Raw genomic sequence first — 15107 nt, 5'->3', positions numbered from 1 at the left:
ACGCCCCTCGCCCAGTCTCGCCCTGCTGAACGCCGGCGCGCCCAGTCGATCCCCCGAGGGGATGCCGATGCTCGCGGCTTCGAGCCGCGAGCACATCGACAAAGTGGGCCGGCTTGGGAGCGGCCCGGCGCTCGCCCCACAGAATCAATGGAGAACCGACATGACCGCTGATGTTTCCCTGTGGCCGCTGATCGGCGTCGCCGTCGTCATCGTCGGCTTCGTGCTGCGCTTCAACCCTGTCCTCGTCGTCGCGGTGGCCGGCATCGCGACGGGCCTGGCCGCCAAGCTGCCGCTGGACCTCATCCTCGCCAAGCTCGGCACCGGCTTCGTCAAGACGCGCAACCTGCCGCTGACCCTGCTGCTGCCCCTGCCCATCATCGGCCTGCTGGAACGCCACGGCCTGCGTGAGCGCGCCCAGGCCTGGATCGCCGACATCCGCTCCGCCACCGCGGGCCGGTTGCTCGTCGTCTATCTCTTCATCCGCGAATCCGCCGCGGCCATGGGCCTGACCTCGCTGGGCGGCCATGCCCAGATGGTGCGCCCACTGGTGGCGCCGATGACCGAGGCCGCCGCCGAGAAGACCCACGGCCCCATCCCGCAGGCCGTGCGCGACAAGTGGAAGGCCATGGCCTCGGCGACCGACAACGTCGGCCTCTTCTTCGGCGAGGACATCTTCGTCGCCTTCGGCTCCATCGTGCTGATGCAGACCTTCCTGGCCGAGAACGGCATCGTCACCGACCCGCTGCACATCGCGCTGTGGGGCATCCCGACGGCCATCGCCGCCTTCATCATCCACGCGGCGCGGCTGATCCGCCTCGACCACCGCCTGCCGCAGGACATCGCCCGTGCCCGCGCTGAGGAAGCCAAGCCATGAACGCCGTCTTCAAGCTCGACCAGCTCTTCCTGGTCACCGGCCTCGCCCTGCTGGTCGTCGCCGGCCTGACCTGCCGCGACCGCAGCAACCCCAAGCGCTGGAGCAGCGGGCTGTTCTGGGCCCTGTGGGCCGCCATCTATCTTGTGGGCGACCTGCTGCCGCCCGTCGTCAACGGCTTGATCGTCCTCATGCTGGCCGCCCTCGGCGGCCTGGGCGGCGTCTCGCTCGGCAAGCACGGCACGCGCGCGCCGGCCGAGCGACAGGCGAGCGCCACGCGCCTGGGCAACAAGCTCTTCCTGCCCATCCTCGCCATCACGGTGCTGGCCCTCGTCGGCACGCTGACGCTGGGCGATGTGAGCCTGGGCGGCTGGCTGCTGATCGAGACCAAGCACCTGACGCTGGTCAGCGTCGGCCTCGGCGCTCTGGTGGGCCTGATCGCCGCGTTGTGGATGACGCGCGAGCGCCCCATGCAGGCCGTGCACGAAACGCGCCGCCTGCTCGAAATCATGGGCCCGGCCGTGTTGCTGCCGCAGATGCTGGCGACCCTCGGCCTGCTCTTCACCGACGCCGGCGTCGGCAAGGCCGTGGCCCACCTCGCCACCAGCTATATCGCGGTCGACAACGCCTGGTACGCCGTCACGGCCTATGCGCTGGGCATGGCGCTGTTCACCATGGTCATGGGCAATGCCTTCGCGGCCTTCCCCGTCATGACGGCCGGCATCGGCATTCCCATCCTGCTCGGCATGCACCACGGCAACCCGGCCGTCATGGCCGCCATCGGCATGTTCTGCGGCTACTGCGGCACACTGATGACGCCCATGGCCGCCAACTTCAACATCATCCCCGCCGCCCTGCTCGAGCTGAAGGACAAGAACGCCGTCATCCGCGCGCAATGGCCCACGGCCCTGCTGCTGCTGGGCGTCAACATCGTGCTGCTCAAGCTGCTGATGTTCTGATGCAGGACGAGTTGTTCGGCGGCGAGGCACCGGCCACCAGGCGCCCGCGCGGCGTGCAGGCGGTGCCGCCGACGGTGGAGGACCAGGCGCTGGCCGCGGCGCTGTCGCCGCATGTGCACCTCGGCACGTCGACGTGGAGCTATCCAGGCTGGGAAGGCCTGGTCTGGGCCGGCAAGCACAGCGAAGCGACGCTGTCCAAGACCGGCCTCACGGCCTATGCCGCCCACCCGCTGCTGCGCGCCGTCGGCATCGACCGTGGCTTCTACCGGCCCATCCCCGCAAGCGACTTCGAGCGCCATGCCCAGCAGGTGCCCGGAGGCTTCCGCTTCACGGTGAAGGCGCCCAGCCTCGTGACCGACGCGCTGCTGCGCAGCGAGGACGGCCGCGGCAAGGAGCCCAATCCGCTGTTCCTGGACCCGACGACCTCGCTGCAGACCTTTATCGAGCCGGCGTATGAAGGCCTGGGCCAGACCATCGGCGCCCTGGTGTTCCAGCTCAGCCCACTGCCCGCGCTGCGGCTGGCGAACATGAACCAGCAGTTCGACCTGCTGCACGCCCTGCTGCTGGCGCTTCCCAAGCCGCCCGCGGGCGTCATCGCCGTCGAGGTGCGCGACGCCGCCTGGCTATGCCCCGACTTCGCCGAGCTGCTGCGTGACAGCGGCGCGCGCTACTGCGTCGGCCTGCATCCCAAGCTGCCGCCGCTGCAGGAACAGCTGCCGCTGCTGCGCGCGCTGTGGCCAGGGCCGCTGGTGGTGCGCTGGAACCTGAACCGCCTGCACGGCCCCTATGGCTACGAGGAGGCCGAGAAGATGTACGGCGATTTCAACGAGATGCGCGACCCGGACGTCCAGACGCGGGCCGAGCTGGCCCGCATCATCCGCGGCACGGCGAGCGCGGGCCAAGACGCCTTCGTCACCATCTCCAACAAGGCCGAGGGCTCGGCGCCGCTGAGCGTGCGCGCCCTGGCCGAGGCCATCGTCAAGGGCTGACGCGCTTGGCACGCGTGGCGCGGCGCTTGGCCGGCGCCTTGGCGGCGGTCTGGGGCGTCGGCAGATTGCCGCCCTCGGCCTCCCAGCGGCGCACGTCTTCACGGTGCTGCTGCTTGTCGTCGTGGACGCGGCGCAGCTTGCGGTTGTGGCTGAAATGCTGGACCAGCTTGGCGGCCAGGGCAGAGGTGGCAACGAAGGCCAGAAGGGCTTTGGTCAACATGGTGGTGTCTCCTTGCGAGGCCTTCCCATGGTGGACAGCCGCCGGCCGCCCACCCGTCGGCCGGCGGCTGCAAGCCCTGTAGGAGCAGGCCTCAGCCCAGCAGCGGCCAGCGCGCGATGACGTCGTGCCGCGTCAGGCCCTGGGGGCTCTTGACGAGGACGAATTCGCTGGCGATCCAGCCGGGCAGGTCGACCGCCCAGTCCGGCGCCTGCCGCTTGTCGTAGCGCAGGGTCAGGTGGGGCTCGAAGTCCAGCTCGGATCGGCTGAGGCCATGCGCGGCCAGCCGTTCAACGAGGGCCTCCTGAAACTCGCGCACGGCCTCCAGGCCCTGGCCGCCGGTCAGCACGAAGGGATGCTTGGAAGAGCGCTCCTTGCCCCAGCTCTTGAAGCAGTCGAATCTGAGGTCGAAGGCCTGCCAGACGACCTCAGACGCGGCGCGGCCGGCCAGCGCGATGAGCTCGGCATCGGGCTCGGCCTCGAAGAAGCCGAAGTAGTGCAGCGTGATGTGGAAGATGCGGCTGGGCCGCAGCCGCGGCTTCAAGCCGCGCGCCTCATGCTCGGCGCTGGCGAAGCGAGCGATGCGCTCGGCCGTGTCTTCGTCCGGTCTCAGCGCGAAGAAGAGCTTGTGGCCGGTCACGGCCTCAGTTCGTGGCGGCCGAGGCGGCTTCGGCGGCCTTCCTGACTGCGTCGTCGACCGAGTTCTGCACCTGCCGGCCCACGGCCTCCGGCTGCGGCAGGGCCGCCCCCGCCGTGGCGGCCGATGCGCCGGCCGCCGGCGGCTTCAGGGATGTGGCCTGCTTCTTGGCGATCGACAGCACGATGGCCGCGACGATGACGAGGGCGAGAAGGCTGAAGGCTGCGCGCATGAGTTGCTCCGTGAAGGCGGGGCAGCTTAACGCCCATCCTCCGCGCCGTGGCACGCAACGCCGCCGCAACGCCTGCCGGGCACAGTGGCCACCATGTCAATGGACGAGCCCATCTCCCGCCTGCGGGCACTCGCGGCGCCGCGCCGTGGCCTGCTCACCTGGTGGGCACCGGGGCCGGGTGCGTTCAGCGCCCGCGTGGTACTGGACGACGGCAGCCTGCGCGACTTCGACAGCCCCTTCGAGCTGGCCCGCTACCTGTGCACCCCTATGCCGACCTCTCCGGCCACGCCGGACGGCCTGCGCTGATCGTCACAATCCGCGCATGCAGGAACCGTCGGCGGCCATGCTGGAGTTGCGCGTGTTGGGGCCACTGCGCCTGTGGCGCGGCGGCAGCCCCATTGCGTTGACGAATCGCAAGACCCAGGCCCTGCTGCTGGTGCTCTCGCTCGACGGCGGCGCCAGCCGGGCGCGGCTGTGCGCGCTGCTGTGGCCCGACCTGGACGAGTCCAGCGCGCGCCGCAACCTGCGCCGTGAGCTGGCGCGGCTGCGCGAAGCCGGCGTGCCCGAATCCTTCCGCGCCGATGACGACCATCTGCACCCCGGCGACACCCTGAGTTGCGACCTGCTGCTGGCCGAGGGGAAGCCCGAACTGGCGCTCGCCGGCTGGCAGGGCGAGCTGGCCGACGGCTTGCAGCTGGACGATGCGCCACTGTTCGCGCCGTGGCTGAGCGCGGCCCGCGAGCGGGCCCTGCGCCTGCGGCTGCGCGCTTTGGAGGCCGCTGCCACGGCCGCCGAGGCCGGCGCCGACCTGCCCGCGGCGCTGGGCCATGTGCAGACCCTGCTGAGCGAGGACGGCCTGCAGGAACGCCATCATCGCCAGGCCATGCGCCTGCTGGCCGCCACCGGCCAGCGCGAGGCGGCACTGCGCCAGTTCGAGCGCTGCCAGGCCCTGTTGGCCGCCGAGCTGGGGCTGGCGCCCATGGCCGAGACCCTGGCGCTGGCGCAGGCACTGCGTGGGACTGCGCCCCCTGCAGCGCCCGCGCCCATGTCCACCCGTCCGCTGCAGGCCTGGCCGGAACGCCTGCCCTTCGTCGGCCGGGCCGCCGAGGTCGCGAGGCTGCAAGCTGCCTGGTCCCGCCGCGCGGCGGTCGTCATTGTTGGCGAGGCCGGCGTCGGCAAGACTCGCCTGGCCACCGACTTCGCGGCCTCGCAGGGGGCCTACGCGCTGGTGCGCTGCCGCAGTGGCGACGGCGACATTGCCTTCGGCGCCTGCGCCCGCGTGCTGCGCGTGCTGGCCGGCGAGCGGCCGGACCTGCGCGGGCTGGACGACTGGATCGTGGCCGAGGTCACTCGGCTGCTGCCCGAACTGGGCCCGGCGCCGGCGCCGCTGCGCACGCAGGCCGAGCAGCTGCGCTTCGACGAGGCCTGCATCCAGGCCTGGCTGGCGCTGTCGCGCGGCGCCTTCGACGCCCTGGTGCTGGATGACTGGCAGCTCGCCGACCCCGCCAGCCGCACGCTGCTGGCCCGCGTCGCCGCACGCCGCCGGGAAGCGGGCACGCAAGGCGCCATCGAGCTGGTGTGCTGGCGAGGCGCCAGCGACGACCCCGAACTGCTGGCGCTGCGCGCCGCGCTGTCGGCAGAGACCCTCGTGCTGGGGCCTTTGTCGACGGAAGCCGTGTACGAACTGGTGCGACAGCTGTCCGGTGCCGCGGACCCGGTGCGGTTTGCCGAACGCCTGTCCAGCGTCACGGGTGGCCACCCCTATTTCATCGCGGAGACACTGCGCGACCTGGCGGAAACCTCGATGCTGGAAGTCGACGAGCAGGGCCGCTGGCGCACCCCCTTCGACGCCGTGACGCAGGACTACCGCGAGCTGACCATGCCCGCCAGCGTGCGCGAGGCCGTGCTGGCCCGCGTGCGCCGTCTGGACGCACCGACCGCGCGACTGCTGGAAGCCGCTGCGCTCGCCGGCGAACCCTTCGGCGCCGCCTGGCTCGCGTCAGCCTGCGCGTTGTCGGAACTGGAGGCCGTGCAGGCGCTGGAGCAGGCGGCGCAAGCCCAGCTGGTGCGAGCCCACGCGTCGGGCGGTTATGCCTGGGCCCACGATCTGGCGCGCCAGGCCCTGGACTCGACGCTGGAGCCGGTGCGGCGGCGCCTGGTGCATCACCGCCTGGCCCTTGGCGCCGAAGCGCTGGGCAGCAGCGCCGAGGCCGCGAGCCATTTCGAGGCCTGCGGCGAGCCCCGGCGCGCCGTGGCCCACCGCCTGGCTGCGGGCGATGCTGCCCGTGCGCTGGCGGCGCTTGGCGAAGCGGCGCGGCACTGGCAGCTGGGCCTGGCCGACGACCCGACGCCGCCCCAGGCCGCCACGCTGCTGGCCCGCCTGCTGGAGGCCGAACACGGGCGCGGCCGCCACGCCGAGGCCGAGGCCTGCCGGCAGCGCCTGGAGGACCTGCGCGCCGGCACCGCGCTGCCGCCCGCCGTCGATGTCGAGGCCGGCCACGCCCTTGCGCGCTACCTCGTGCGCGGCAAGAGCGCCCAGGCCGCCCTGGCCCTGCTGGACACACTGCCGCCGCCGGACGACGACAGCCAGCGCCTGCGCCGCCTGTCGCTGCGCATGGATGCGCTGCAGCAGCACGGCCGCATCGACGAGGCCCGCGAGCTGGGCGACGAAGCGCTGGCTCTCATCCATCCGGCCCACCCGGAGCGCGCGGAGCTGCTGGCGTCCCTGGCCATGCTGGAGTTCTCCGCCGCGCGCTTCGATGCGGCTGTGGCGCGCGCCGACCTCTTCGTCACCGCGAGCCGGCAACGCGGTGACGGCATGCTCATTGCCCGCAGCCTGCAGCTGCGCGGCGCCTTCCAGGCCGAGCGTGGCGATGTGGATGCCGCCGAGGTCGACTTGCGCGAGGCTGCGGCGCTGGCCGGGCGCTTCGGCAACCGGCCCACGCAGCTGTTCGCCCTTTACAACCTGGCGGTCACCTTCCTGCAGCAGACACGCCCGGGCGATGCCCTGCCGGTGGCGCTGGAAGGCTGGGCCTTGTGCGGCGAACAGCCGGGCAGCGAGGCCCGGACGATGTTCCGTGCCTTGTTCATCGACGCCTATTTCATGGTCGGCGACTGGGGCCGCGCCTGGGCCCATATCGAGCCGGCCATTGACGAGGTGATCGCCATCGGCCAGCCGATGTCGATCGCCGGCATTGCCATGGCGGTGCTGGAACCGATGGCGGTGCTGGGCCAGTGGCCGCGGGCGGCGGCCCTGCTGGCGGCGCTGGACCACGATGCGCTGGCGCAGTCGCCGCAGGCCGGGCAGCCGGTCTGGCTGGCCTGCGCGGTGGGTGCGCTGCTGCGCGGTGACGCGAACGAAGCGCGGGGCTGGCTGGCGCGACTGGGCCCGCCCGACGCCATCGAGAACCCGCGGGTCAAGCAGCGCCTCGCGCTGGTGGACGCCCAGCGCTGCTGCAGCGAAGGCGATCTAGCCGGCGCACTGGCGCGCCTGCCCGCCGACGACGCACCGGGCCTGAACGACGAACTGAAGCTGCGCATGCTGGCGGTGCGCTGCCGCGCCGGTGCTGACACGGCGCTGCTGGCCCAGGCCAGCGCGGCGCTGGCCGATCCCCGCACCAACGCCACTGCCGCGCTCGAATTGGCGCAAGCCCTCGGAGGCGATGTGCTCGCCGCAGCGCTGGAACGCCTGGGTGCCAGCCTGGCCGACTGGCCGGAAGTCCGGTCCAGTCTGCGCGCCACCTGGCTCTGAGCCTTCGCGCCGCAACGGCGCGGCAACGGCCCCGTCCTACCTTGGCGGCTCCTACTCTCGGAGCACGCCATGAAACTGATCGCAATCCTGATGGCCGGCCTGCTGGCCGGCACCGCCCACGCTGGGCCCCACGCGGCCAGCGTCAGCGCGCCCGGCGGCTTTGCCAGCGCCTGCGCCAGTGACCTCAGCTCGGGCGTGGGCTACACGCCCGGCCTCGACATCACGGCATCCTTCAGCTTCTGGACCGGCCACTTCGCCTGCCAGAGCCAGGTCTTCGCCGGCGCGGCCGGCCAGGCCACCGCCGCGGCGCAATGGCAGGCGGCCGACGCAAGCAACCAGTCGTCGATCCGGACCAGCATGGGCCGCATCCACCTGTCCGCCAGCAACACAGCGCTCACCACCGTCATGTTCCCGGTGGCCGCCGCGGGTGGCGGCTGGTCGGAGACCATGACCGTCAACGTCGCCGGCCACGCGGGCGAAGCCGCCACCTGGCTGTTCACGGTCGATGCCACCGGCCTGCTGGCTGCCGGAGGCGGCAACGCCCATGTCATGGTCAACGCCTACAAGAACGGCCTGGAGCTGGACCTGAATGTCGCCGGCTTCGACAAGGGCGGCTCCGACGGCTTGAGCACCGACCGCCAGCGCACGATCTGGGGCGTGTCGCGCAGCGGCAGCCGCAACATCGCCGACACGGTGACCTTCGCGGTGCCAGTCACCCTCGGCGAGTCCTTCGTCTGGGGCGTCTATGCCACGGCCACCGCCGGCATCGCGGGCTGGAGCCCCGGCGGCCCGGGCGCGCTGGTGTCCTCCGGTGCCGACTTCCTGCACACGCTGAGCTATGGCGGCTCGTCGGGCGTGCTGATCGGCGGCCAGCTCTACGGCAACGAGCAACTGCTGGCCGGCAGCGGCATCGACTGGACGCAGGCCGCCGCCGTGCCGGAGCCCGGCGGCTGGACGCTGATGCTGCTGGGGCTGGCGCTGGTCAGCAGGCTGGCGCGACGCCGATCCGGCGCCGGCGCCAGGCCGCTCATTCCCACTCGATGGTCGCGGGCGGCTTGCTGCTGACGTCGTAGGTGACGCGGTTGATGCCGCGCACCTCGTTGATGATGCGGCCGCTGGTGCGCTTGAGCAGCGAATAGGGCAGCTCGGCCCAGTCGGCCGTCATGAAGTCGCTGGTCTGCACGGCGCGCAGGGCCACCACATAGTCGTAGGTGCGGCCGTCGCCCATCACGCCCACGCTCTTCACCGGCAGGAAGACGGCGAAGGCCTGGGAGGTCAGCGCATACCAGCTCTTGCCGGAGTCCGGGTCGATGGTGTTGCGCAGTTCCTCGATGAAGATGGCGTCGGCGCGGCGCAGCAGGTCGGCGAAGTCCTTCCTGACCTCGCCGAGGATGCGCACGCCCAGGCCCGGGCCGGGGAAGGGGTGGCGGTAGACCATGTCGGGCGGCAGGCCCAGGGCCACGCCCAAAGCGCGCACCTCGTCCTTGAACAGCTCGCGCAGCGGCTCCAGCAGCTTGAGGCCGAGCGTCTCGGGCAGGCCGCCGACGTTGTGGTGGCTCTTGATCGTCGTGGCCTTCTTGGTCTTGGTGCCACCGCTCTCGACGACGTCGGGATAGATGGTGCCCTGGGCCAGCCACTTGGCGTTCTTCAGCTTCTTGGCCTCGGCCTGGAAGACCTCGACGAACTCGGCGCCGATGATCTTGCGCTTCTTCTCGGGGTCGGTCACGCCCGCGAGCTTGCCCATGAACTGTTCGCTCGCATCGACGCGGATCACCTTCGCGTGCAGCTTGCCCGCGAACATGTCCATGACCATGTCGCCTTCGTTCAGGCGCAGCAGGCCGTGGTCGACGAAGACGCAGGTGAGCTGGTCGCCGATGGCGCGGTGGATGAGGGCCGCGGCGACGGAGGAGTCGACACCGCCGGACAGGCCGAGGATGACTTCCTCGTCACCCACCTGCTCGCGGATCTTGGCCACGGCTTCGTCGATGTAGCTGCCCATCTGCCAGTCGCCCTGGCAGCCGGCTATTGTCCTGACGAAGCGCGTGATGATGGCCGCGCCCTGCAGGGTGTGCGTGACCTCGGGGTGGAACTGGAAGGCGTAGAGCCTGCGCGCCTCGTCGGCCATGCCGGCGATGGGGCAGCTGGGCGTGGAGGCCATCAGCTGGAAGCCCGGCGGCAGCGCGGTGACCTTGTCGCCATGGCTCATCCAGACCTTGAGCATGCCGTGACCCTCGGGCGTCTCGAAGTCCTGGGTGCCGTCCAGCAGCTGGGTGTGGCCATGGGCGCGGACCTCGGCATAGCCGAACTCACGGTGATCGCTCCATTCGACCTTGCCGCCCAGCTGCACGGCCATGGTCTGCATGCCGTAGCAGATGCCCAGCACCGGCACGCCGGCGTCCCACACGGCCTGCGGCGCGCGCAGCTCGTGGTCTTCATACGTCGAGGCGTGGCTGCCGCTCAGGATGATGGCCTTGGGCGCGAACGACTTGATGAAGTCGTCGGAGACATCGTTCGGATGGATCTCGCAGTACACCGCCGCCTCGCGCACGCGGCGCGCGATGAGCTGGGTGACCTGGGAGCCGAAGTCGAGGATGAGGACCTTGTCGTGTTGCATGGTGATCTCAGGCAGTTTGCAAAGCGGCGCGCTGGCGATGGAAGAAGCGGTAGGCCAGGATCAGGCCAATCGCTTGCAGTGCAGCGCAGGTGAAGAAGGGCAGACCCATGCGCGGGTCGCCGGCGGGCAGGTGCGAGACCCAGCCCAGCAGGGTCAGGCCGATGATGGGCGCGAACACGGCCGTCAAGCTGTTCAGCGACGAGACCGCGCCCATGGCCTGGCCCTGTCGATGGGCCTCGGCGGCATTGGAGATGATGCTCTGCACGGCCGCCGACGCCACGCCGCCGAGCAGGTTGAAGGCGATGACGGCATACATCATCCAGCCCTCGGTCGCGAGGCCGAAGCCCAGGTAGGCCAGCGAGGCCGACCCCATGCCCACCAGCGCCAGTCGCTGTGGGCTGAAGCGGGCCAGCAGCGGCTTGAGCAGCAGGCCCTGGCTGATGACGGACACGATGCCGACGGCGAACAGCGACCAGCTGACCTCCAGCGGCCCCCAGCCGAACTTGAACTTGGTATAGAGCACCCAGGTCATGTGCAACATGAACTGGGCCAGCGAGGCCAGCGCGATGACGACCACCAGCGAACCCACGCCCTTCAGCGCGGCCAGGCCGCGCAGCGCGCTGACCGGGTTGGCCTTCTTCCAGTCGAAGTGGCTGCTGCGCCTGTCCAGCGGCAGGGATTCCGGCAGCACGAAGAAGCCGTAGCACCAGTTCAGCACGGCCATGCAGCCGGCGGCGATGAAGGGCCAGTGGATGTCGTAGTGGCCCAGCCAGCCGCCCACCACCGGTCCGAGGATGAAGCCGATGCCGAACATGGCACCCAGCTGGCCGAAGCGGCGCGCGCGGTCTTCCGGCGGCGTGATGTCGGCCACATAGGCGTTGGCGATGGCGATATTGGCCTGCATGGCGCCCGAGAACAGGCGCACGACGACCAGCATCCACAGCGCTGTCGCCATCGCCGTCACGAAGAAGCTCAGGGCCAGGCCGGCGAAGCCGATCAGCAGCACCGGCCGGCGGCCAAAGCGGTCCGACAGCGCGCCCAGCACGGGCGAGCCGATGAAATTGGCCACGCCGAAGGCCATGGTCACGATCAGGAAGGCGGCGGTCTGCTCGTCGTTGCTGCCGGTGAAGGTCCCCACGATATGCGGCAGCACCGGCACCATCAGGCCGATGGAGATCATGTCGATCAGCACCGCGGCCATGATGAAGCCCATGGCGGGCGTGCGATTCGGGGAGGAACTCATCGTGAATCTGAAAAGAGAAACGGGGCGATCTGAAATCGCCCCGTTTGCTCGGTCAGCAGCTCATTCGCTGCGGTAGTTCGGCGCTTCCTTGGTGATCTGCACGTCGTGGACATGGCTTTCGCGCATGCCCGCCGTCGTGATCTCGACGAACTCGGCCTTGTTCTGCATGTCGGCAATCGACCCGCAGCCGCAGTAGTGCATCGAGGCCTTCAGGCCGCCGGCCATCTGGAAGATGACCTGCACGACCGAGCCCTTGTAGGGCACCTGGCCTTCGATGCCTTCGGGCACCAGCTTGGACGTATTCGGGTTGTTGGCCGAGGTGTCCTGGAAGTAGCGGTCCGCGCTGCCCTTGGCCATGGCGCCCATGGAGCCCATGCCGCGGTAGCTCTTGAAGGTGCGGCCCTGGTAGAGGATGGTCTCGCCGGGGGCTTCCTCGGTGCCGGCGAAGGCGCCGCCCATCATGACGGTGTCGGCACCGGCCGCGATGGCCTTGGCGACGTCGCCCGAGTAGCGGATGCCGCCGTCGGCGATGACCGGCACGCCGGTGCCCTTGAGTGCCGTCACCACGTTGTCGATGGCGGTGATCTGGGGCACGCCGACGCCCGCGACGATGCGGGTCGTGCAGATGGAGCCGGGGCCGATGCCGACCTTCACGCCGTCGGCGCCGGCTTCCACCAGGGCCAGGGCGGCGGCGCCGGTGGCGATGTTGCCGCCGATGACGTCGACCTGCGGGAAGGCGCGCTTGACCCAGCGCACGCGCTCGAGCACGCCGGCGCTGTGGCCGTGGGCCGTGTCCACGATGAGGGCGTCGACGCCGGCCTTGACCAGCAGCTCCACGCGCAGTTCGGTGTCCTCGCCGAAGCCGACCGCGGCGCCGACGCGCAGCTTGCCGTGGCTGTCACGGGCGGCGTTGGGGAAGCTGGTCTGCTTGGTGATGTCCTTGACCGTCATCAGGCCGCGCAGCTCGAAGGCGTCGTTGATGACGACGACACGCTCCAGCTTGTGGGCGTGCATCAGCGCCTTGGCTTCTTCAAGTGACGCGCCTTCACGCACCGTGATGAGCTTCTCGGCCGGCGTCATGATCTCGCGGACCTTGGCGTCCATGCGGGTCTCGAAGCGCAGGTCGCGGCCGGTGACGATGCCGACAACACGCTTGCCTTCGACGATCGGGAAGCCCGAGAAGCCGTGCAGGCGGGTCAGCTCGACGGCATCGCGCACCGAGGCGTCGGGGCCGATGGTGAGGGGCTCGCGGACGACGCCGCTCTCGTAGCGCTTGACCCGCGCCACCTCGCGCGCCTGGGCCTCGGCGCTGAGGTTCTTGTGCACGATGCCGATGCCGCCCTCCTGCGCGATGGCGATCGCGAGGCGGGCCTCGGTCACGGTGTCCATGGCGGCGGACACCAGCGGCAGGTTCAGGGGGATATTGCGCGACAGGCGGGTCGCAAGGCTGGTGTCGCGGGGCAACACCTGGGAGAACGCTGGCACCAACAGAACATCGTCGAAGGTGAGCGCTTTGCCGAGAAGGCGCATGAGGAAAGCTCCAGACGCAAAGCGGCATTATACGGAGGTCGCCCGGCTAAACTCGCCGCATGCCCCACAAAGCCCTTCGCCCCGCCCTCCTCGCCCTGCTCTGCCTCGCCATGGTCGGCGCCGCCCAGGCGCAATGGAAGTGGCGCGACGCCAAGGGCAATGTGCAGTACAGCGACATGCCGCCACCCCCAGGCACGCCGGACAAGGACATCCTGCAGCGCCCCTATGTGGCGAAGCCGACCATCGTCGTCGCCCCGCCGGGCAGCCAGGCCAGCGCGGCTGCGGCGCCCAAGCCGGCCGCCAGCGCCCCGACCAAAGCCGAGCTCGACGCCGCCGCGCGCCAGAAGCAGGAGCAGGACAGCGACGCCGCCAAGAAGAAGGAAGAAGAGCGCCGCGTGGCCGCTCAGCGCCGCGAGAACTGCAGCCGGGCCCAGGCCAATCTGCGCGAGCTGCAAAGCGGCACCCGCCTGACGCGCACCAACGAGAAGGGCGAGCGCGTCTTCATGGATGAGGCTCAAATCGCCGCCGAGGTCAACCGCGCGCGCGACCTCATCACCAGCGAATGCAAATAAAGGCCGCCGCCGGTTCAGCCTGAGTGCTTGGGCCGGTGGCGCGACACGATGGGCTGGCCGCGCTTGGCATAGCGCAGCCGCCGCGCCTCCTTGGGATCCACGGTCAGCGGGCGATAGACCTCGATGCGGTCACGCTCGCGCAGCAGCGTCGTCAGGGGCCGTGCGCGCCCCCAGATGCCGATGTGCAACTGATCGAGCGGCTGACTCTGCGCCGCCATGAAGTCGGCGCAGCCGCGCAAGGCGGCATCCAGGGTGGTGCCCTCCTCCACCTCCAGCCAGCGATGCTGCACGTCGCCGGCCTGCGGGCTCCAGACCAACTCGACCCGAAAGGCGCTGCCCATTCAGCGGATCACCGTTGGAGAAAACCGGGCGTCAACCCAGCGACTGCCACGGAACCGGCTTTGCCGGGCCGTCGGCAGTGCCCCCTTGAGGGGGCCGGCGCAGCCGGTAGGGGGTGGGCTGTCAACGCGGGCCATAGAGGCTCTCGGCGCGCTGCACGAAGCTGTCGACAAAGGTGTTGGCGATGCGGTCGAACACCGGGCTGACGACGGCCTCCAGCGCGCCGCTGTTGAAGGCGTAGTTCAGCTCGAAGACGATCTTGCAGGCCGTGGGCTCGCCATCGGCGCCGGGCTTGTTCAGCGGCTGGAACTGCCACAGGCCGTCGAGATGCGAGAAGGGGCCGTCAACCAGCTCCATGTCCACGCTGCGCCCGTCCTCGTTGCGGTTGCGCGTCGTGAAGGCATGGCGCACGCCGGCATAGGACAGGTGCAGCCGAGCCGTCACCGCGTCGCCCTCGCGCTCAAGAACATCAACCTTGTTGCACCAGGGCAGGAACTCGGGATAGCGCTCCACCGCGGTGACCAGCTCGTACATCTCGCGCGGCGTGTACCAGAGCAAAACGGACTTTTTGACCTGCTTCATAGAATGCCGGGATTGTAAGAAGGGCCCCGGGCCCCACATTCCACTTCATGTCCATCGCCGAGAACCGCCGCGCCCGCTACGACTACTTCATCGAGGAACAGTTCGAGGCCGGTGTCGTGCTGTCCGGCTGGGAGATCAAGGCCATCCGCGCCGGCCAGGTCCAGCTGACCGATGGCTACGTGATGATCAAGGACGGCGAGCTCTTCCTGATCGGCTGCCGCATCAACGCGCTGCGCAGCGCTTCCACCCACGTCACGCCCGAGGCCGATCGCACCAAGAAGCTCCTGATGCACAAGGCCGAGATCAAGCGGCTGGTGGGCAAGGTCGAGCAGCGCGGCTTCACCCTCGTGCCGCTCAACCTGCACTACAAGGGCGGCCGCGTGAAGGCCGACATCGCGCTCGCCAAGGGCAAGGCCCAGCATGACAAGCGCGACACCGAGAAGAAGCGGGATTGGGAGCGTGAAAAGGGCCAATTGATGCGGCACGCATCAACAGGCCGCAAGGACTGACGAGACGCGCCAGCGGATCGTTGGCTCTTTAGCCAAAAGGGCCAGCTGATGCGGCACAAGGT

Annotated in this window: 16 protein-coding genes; 8 read left to right on the top strand and 8 right to left on the bottom strand. The window is 70.1% G+C overall.

All coding sequences use genetic code 11. The annotated features are described in order from the left end of the window. The first annotated feature begins 160 nt into the window (after positions 1-160). Genes AC07OY_RS06275 through AC07OY_RS06265 form a run of 3 tightly spaced genes read left to right on the top strand, consistent with a single transcriptional unit; the run spans position 161 to position 2819 of the window. Positions 161-874 carry a DUF969 domain-containing protein gene (locus AC07OY_RS06275; protein WP_495041655.1) on the top strand — a complete coding sequence of 238 codons (714 nt, stop codon included), beginning with the start codon at positions 161-163 and terminating at the stop codon, positions 872-874. Then, entirely contained in the window at positions 871-1830 is a 960-nt protein-coding gene (locus tag AC07OY_RS06270) for a DUF979 domain-containing protein (protein ID WP_495041654.1), read from the top strand. The genes AC07OY_RS06275 and AC07OY_RS06270 overlap by 4 nt, the downstream gene beginning before the upstream one ends. Further along, positions 1830-2819 (top strand): DUF72 domain-containing protein, encoded by a 990-nt coding sequence (locus AC07OY_RS06265; RefSeq protein WP_495041653.1) that lies wholly within the window; start codon positions 1830-1832, stop codon positions 2817-2819. The genes AC07OY_RS06270 and AC07OY_RS06265 overlap by 1 nt, the downstream gene beginning before the upstream one ends. Here AC07OY_RS06265 and AC07OY_RS06260 read toward each other — a convergent pair. From AC07OY_RS06260 to AC07OY_RS06250, 3 genes are all read right to left on the bottom strand, one after another. Continuing rightward, entirely contained in the window at positions 2809-3039 is a 231-nt protein-coding gene (locus AC07OY_RS06260) for a hypothetical protein (RefSeq protein WP_495041652.1), read from the bottom strand. The genes AC07OY_RS06265 and AC07OY_RS06260 overlap by 11 nt on opposite strands. Positions 3040-3130: 91 nt before the next feature. Beyond that, positions 3131-3676 carry a 2'-5' RNA ligase family protein gene (locus tag AC07OY_RS06255; RefSeq protein WP_495041651.1) on the bottom strand — a complete coding sequence of 182 codons (546 nt, stop codon included), beginning with the start codon at positions 3674-3676 and terminating at the stop codon, positions 3131-3133. Positions 3677-3680: 4 nt separating this feature from the next. After that, positions 3681-3905 (bottom strand): hypothetical protein, encoded by a 225-nt coding sequence (locus tag AC07OY_RS06250; protein WP_495041650.1) that lies wholly within the window; start codon positions 3903-3905, stop codon positions 3681-3683. Positions 3906-3998: 93 nt separating this feature from the next. Between AC07OY_RS06250 and AC07OY_RS06245 the strand changes: the two genes are divergently transcribed. The 3 genes from AC07OY_RS06245 (at position 3999) to AC07OY_RS06235 (ending at position 8721) form a co-directional block, all read left to right on the top strand. Continuing rightward, the gene (locus tag AC07OY_RS06245; RefSeq protein ID WP_495041649.1) at positions 3999-4211 is read left to right on the top strand and encodes a hypothetical protein; all 213 of its coding nucleotides are present in this window, start codon (positions 3999-4001) and stop codon (positions 4209-4211) included. A gap of 16 nt (positions 4212-4227) precedes the next feature. Then, positions 4228-7656 carry an ATP-binding protein gene (locus AC07OY_RS06240; protein ID WP_495041648.1) on the top strand — a complete coding sequence of 1143 codons (3429 nt, stop codon included), beginning with the start codon at positions 4228-4230 and terminating at the stop codon, positions 7654-7656. 69 nt (positions 7657-7725) lie between these two features. Continuing rightward, the gene (locus tag AC07OY_RS06235; protein WP_495041647.1) at positions 7726-8721 is read left to right on the top strand and encodes a hypothetical protein; all 996 of its coding nucleotides are present in this window, start codon (positions 7726-7728) and stop codon (positions 8719-8721) included. On the opposite strand, the gene guaA is transcribed toward AC07OY_RS06235, so the two are convergent. From guaA to guaB, 3 genes are read right to left on the bottom strand one after another with little or no spacing between them, the layout of a single operon-like run. Then, positions 8684-10270, bottom strand: coding sequence for a glutamine-hydrolyzing GMP synthase (guaA, locus tag AC07OY_RS06230; protein ID WP_495041646.1), 1587 nt, complete (start codon positions 10268-10270; stop codon positions 8684-8686). The two genes, AC07OY_RS06235 and guaA, sit on opposite strands and share 38 nt — an antisense overlap. Positions 10271-10277: 7 nt before the next feature. Next, a complete protein-coding gene (locus AC07OY_RS06225) occupies positions 10278-11513 on the bottom strand; it encodes a TCR/Tet family MFS transporter (protein WP_495041645.1) in 1236 nt (411 codons plus the stop codon). Positions 11514-11573: 60 nt separating this feature from the next. After that, the gene (gene guaB, locus AC07OY_RS06220; RefSeq protein WP_495041644.1) at positions 11574-13043 is read right to left on the bottom strand and encodes an IMP dehydrogenase; all 1470 of its coding nucleotides are present in this window, start codon (positions 13041-13043) and stop codon (positions 11574-11576) included. 59 nt (positions 13044-13102) lie between these two features. Here guaB and AC07OY_RS06215 point away from each other — a divergent pair, with 59 nt between their 5' ends. Beyond that, positions 13103-13615, top strand: a complete 513-nt coding sequence (locus tag AC07OY_RS06215) for a DUF4124 domain-containing protein (RefSeq protein WP_495041643.1) — start codon at positions 13103-13105, stop codon at positions 13613-13615. A gap of 14 nt (positions 13616-13629) precedes the next feature. On the opposite strand, the gene AC07OY_RS06210 is transcribed toward AC07OY_RS06215, so the two are convergent. Together AC07OY_RS06210 and AC07OY_RS06205 are read right to left on the bottom strand one after the other, a co-directional pair. Then, the gene (locus AC07OY_RS06210; protein ID WP_495041642.1) at positions 13630-13956 is read right to left on the bottom strand and encodes an RnfH family protein; all 327 of its coding nucleotides are present in this window, start codon (positions 13954-13956) and stop codon (positions 13630-13632) included. Positions 13957-14077: 121 nt separating this feature from the next. Beyond that, entirely contained in the window at positions 14078-14536 is a 459-nt protein-coding gene (locus tag AC07OY_RS06205) for a type II toxin-antitoxin system RatA family toxin (protein WP_495041641.1), read from the bottom strand. 47 nt (positions 14537-14583) lie between these two features. Between AC07OY_RS06205 and smpB the strand changes: the two genes are divergently transcribed. Next, positions 14584-15045, top strand: coding sequence for an SsrA-binding protein SmpB (smpB, locus tag AC07OY_RS06200; protein WP_495041640.1), 462 nt, complete (start codon positions 14584-14586; stop codon positions 15043-15045). Positions 15046-15107 lie beyond the last annotated feature (62 nt).

Source organism: Roseateles sp. GW821-FHT09H10 (assembly GCF_059415865.1).
Note: the sequence above shows the minus strand (reverse complement) of the source record. Positions and strands in the feature narration are given on the sequence as shown.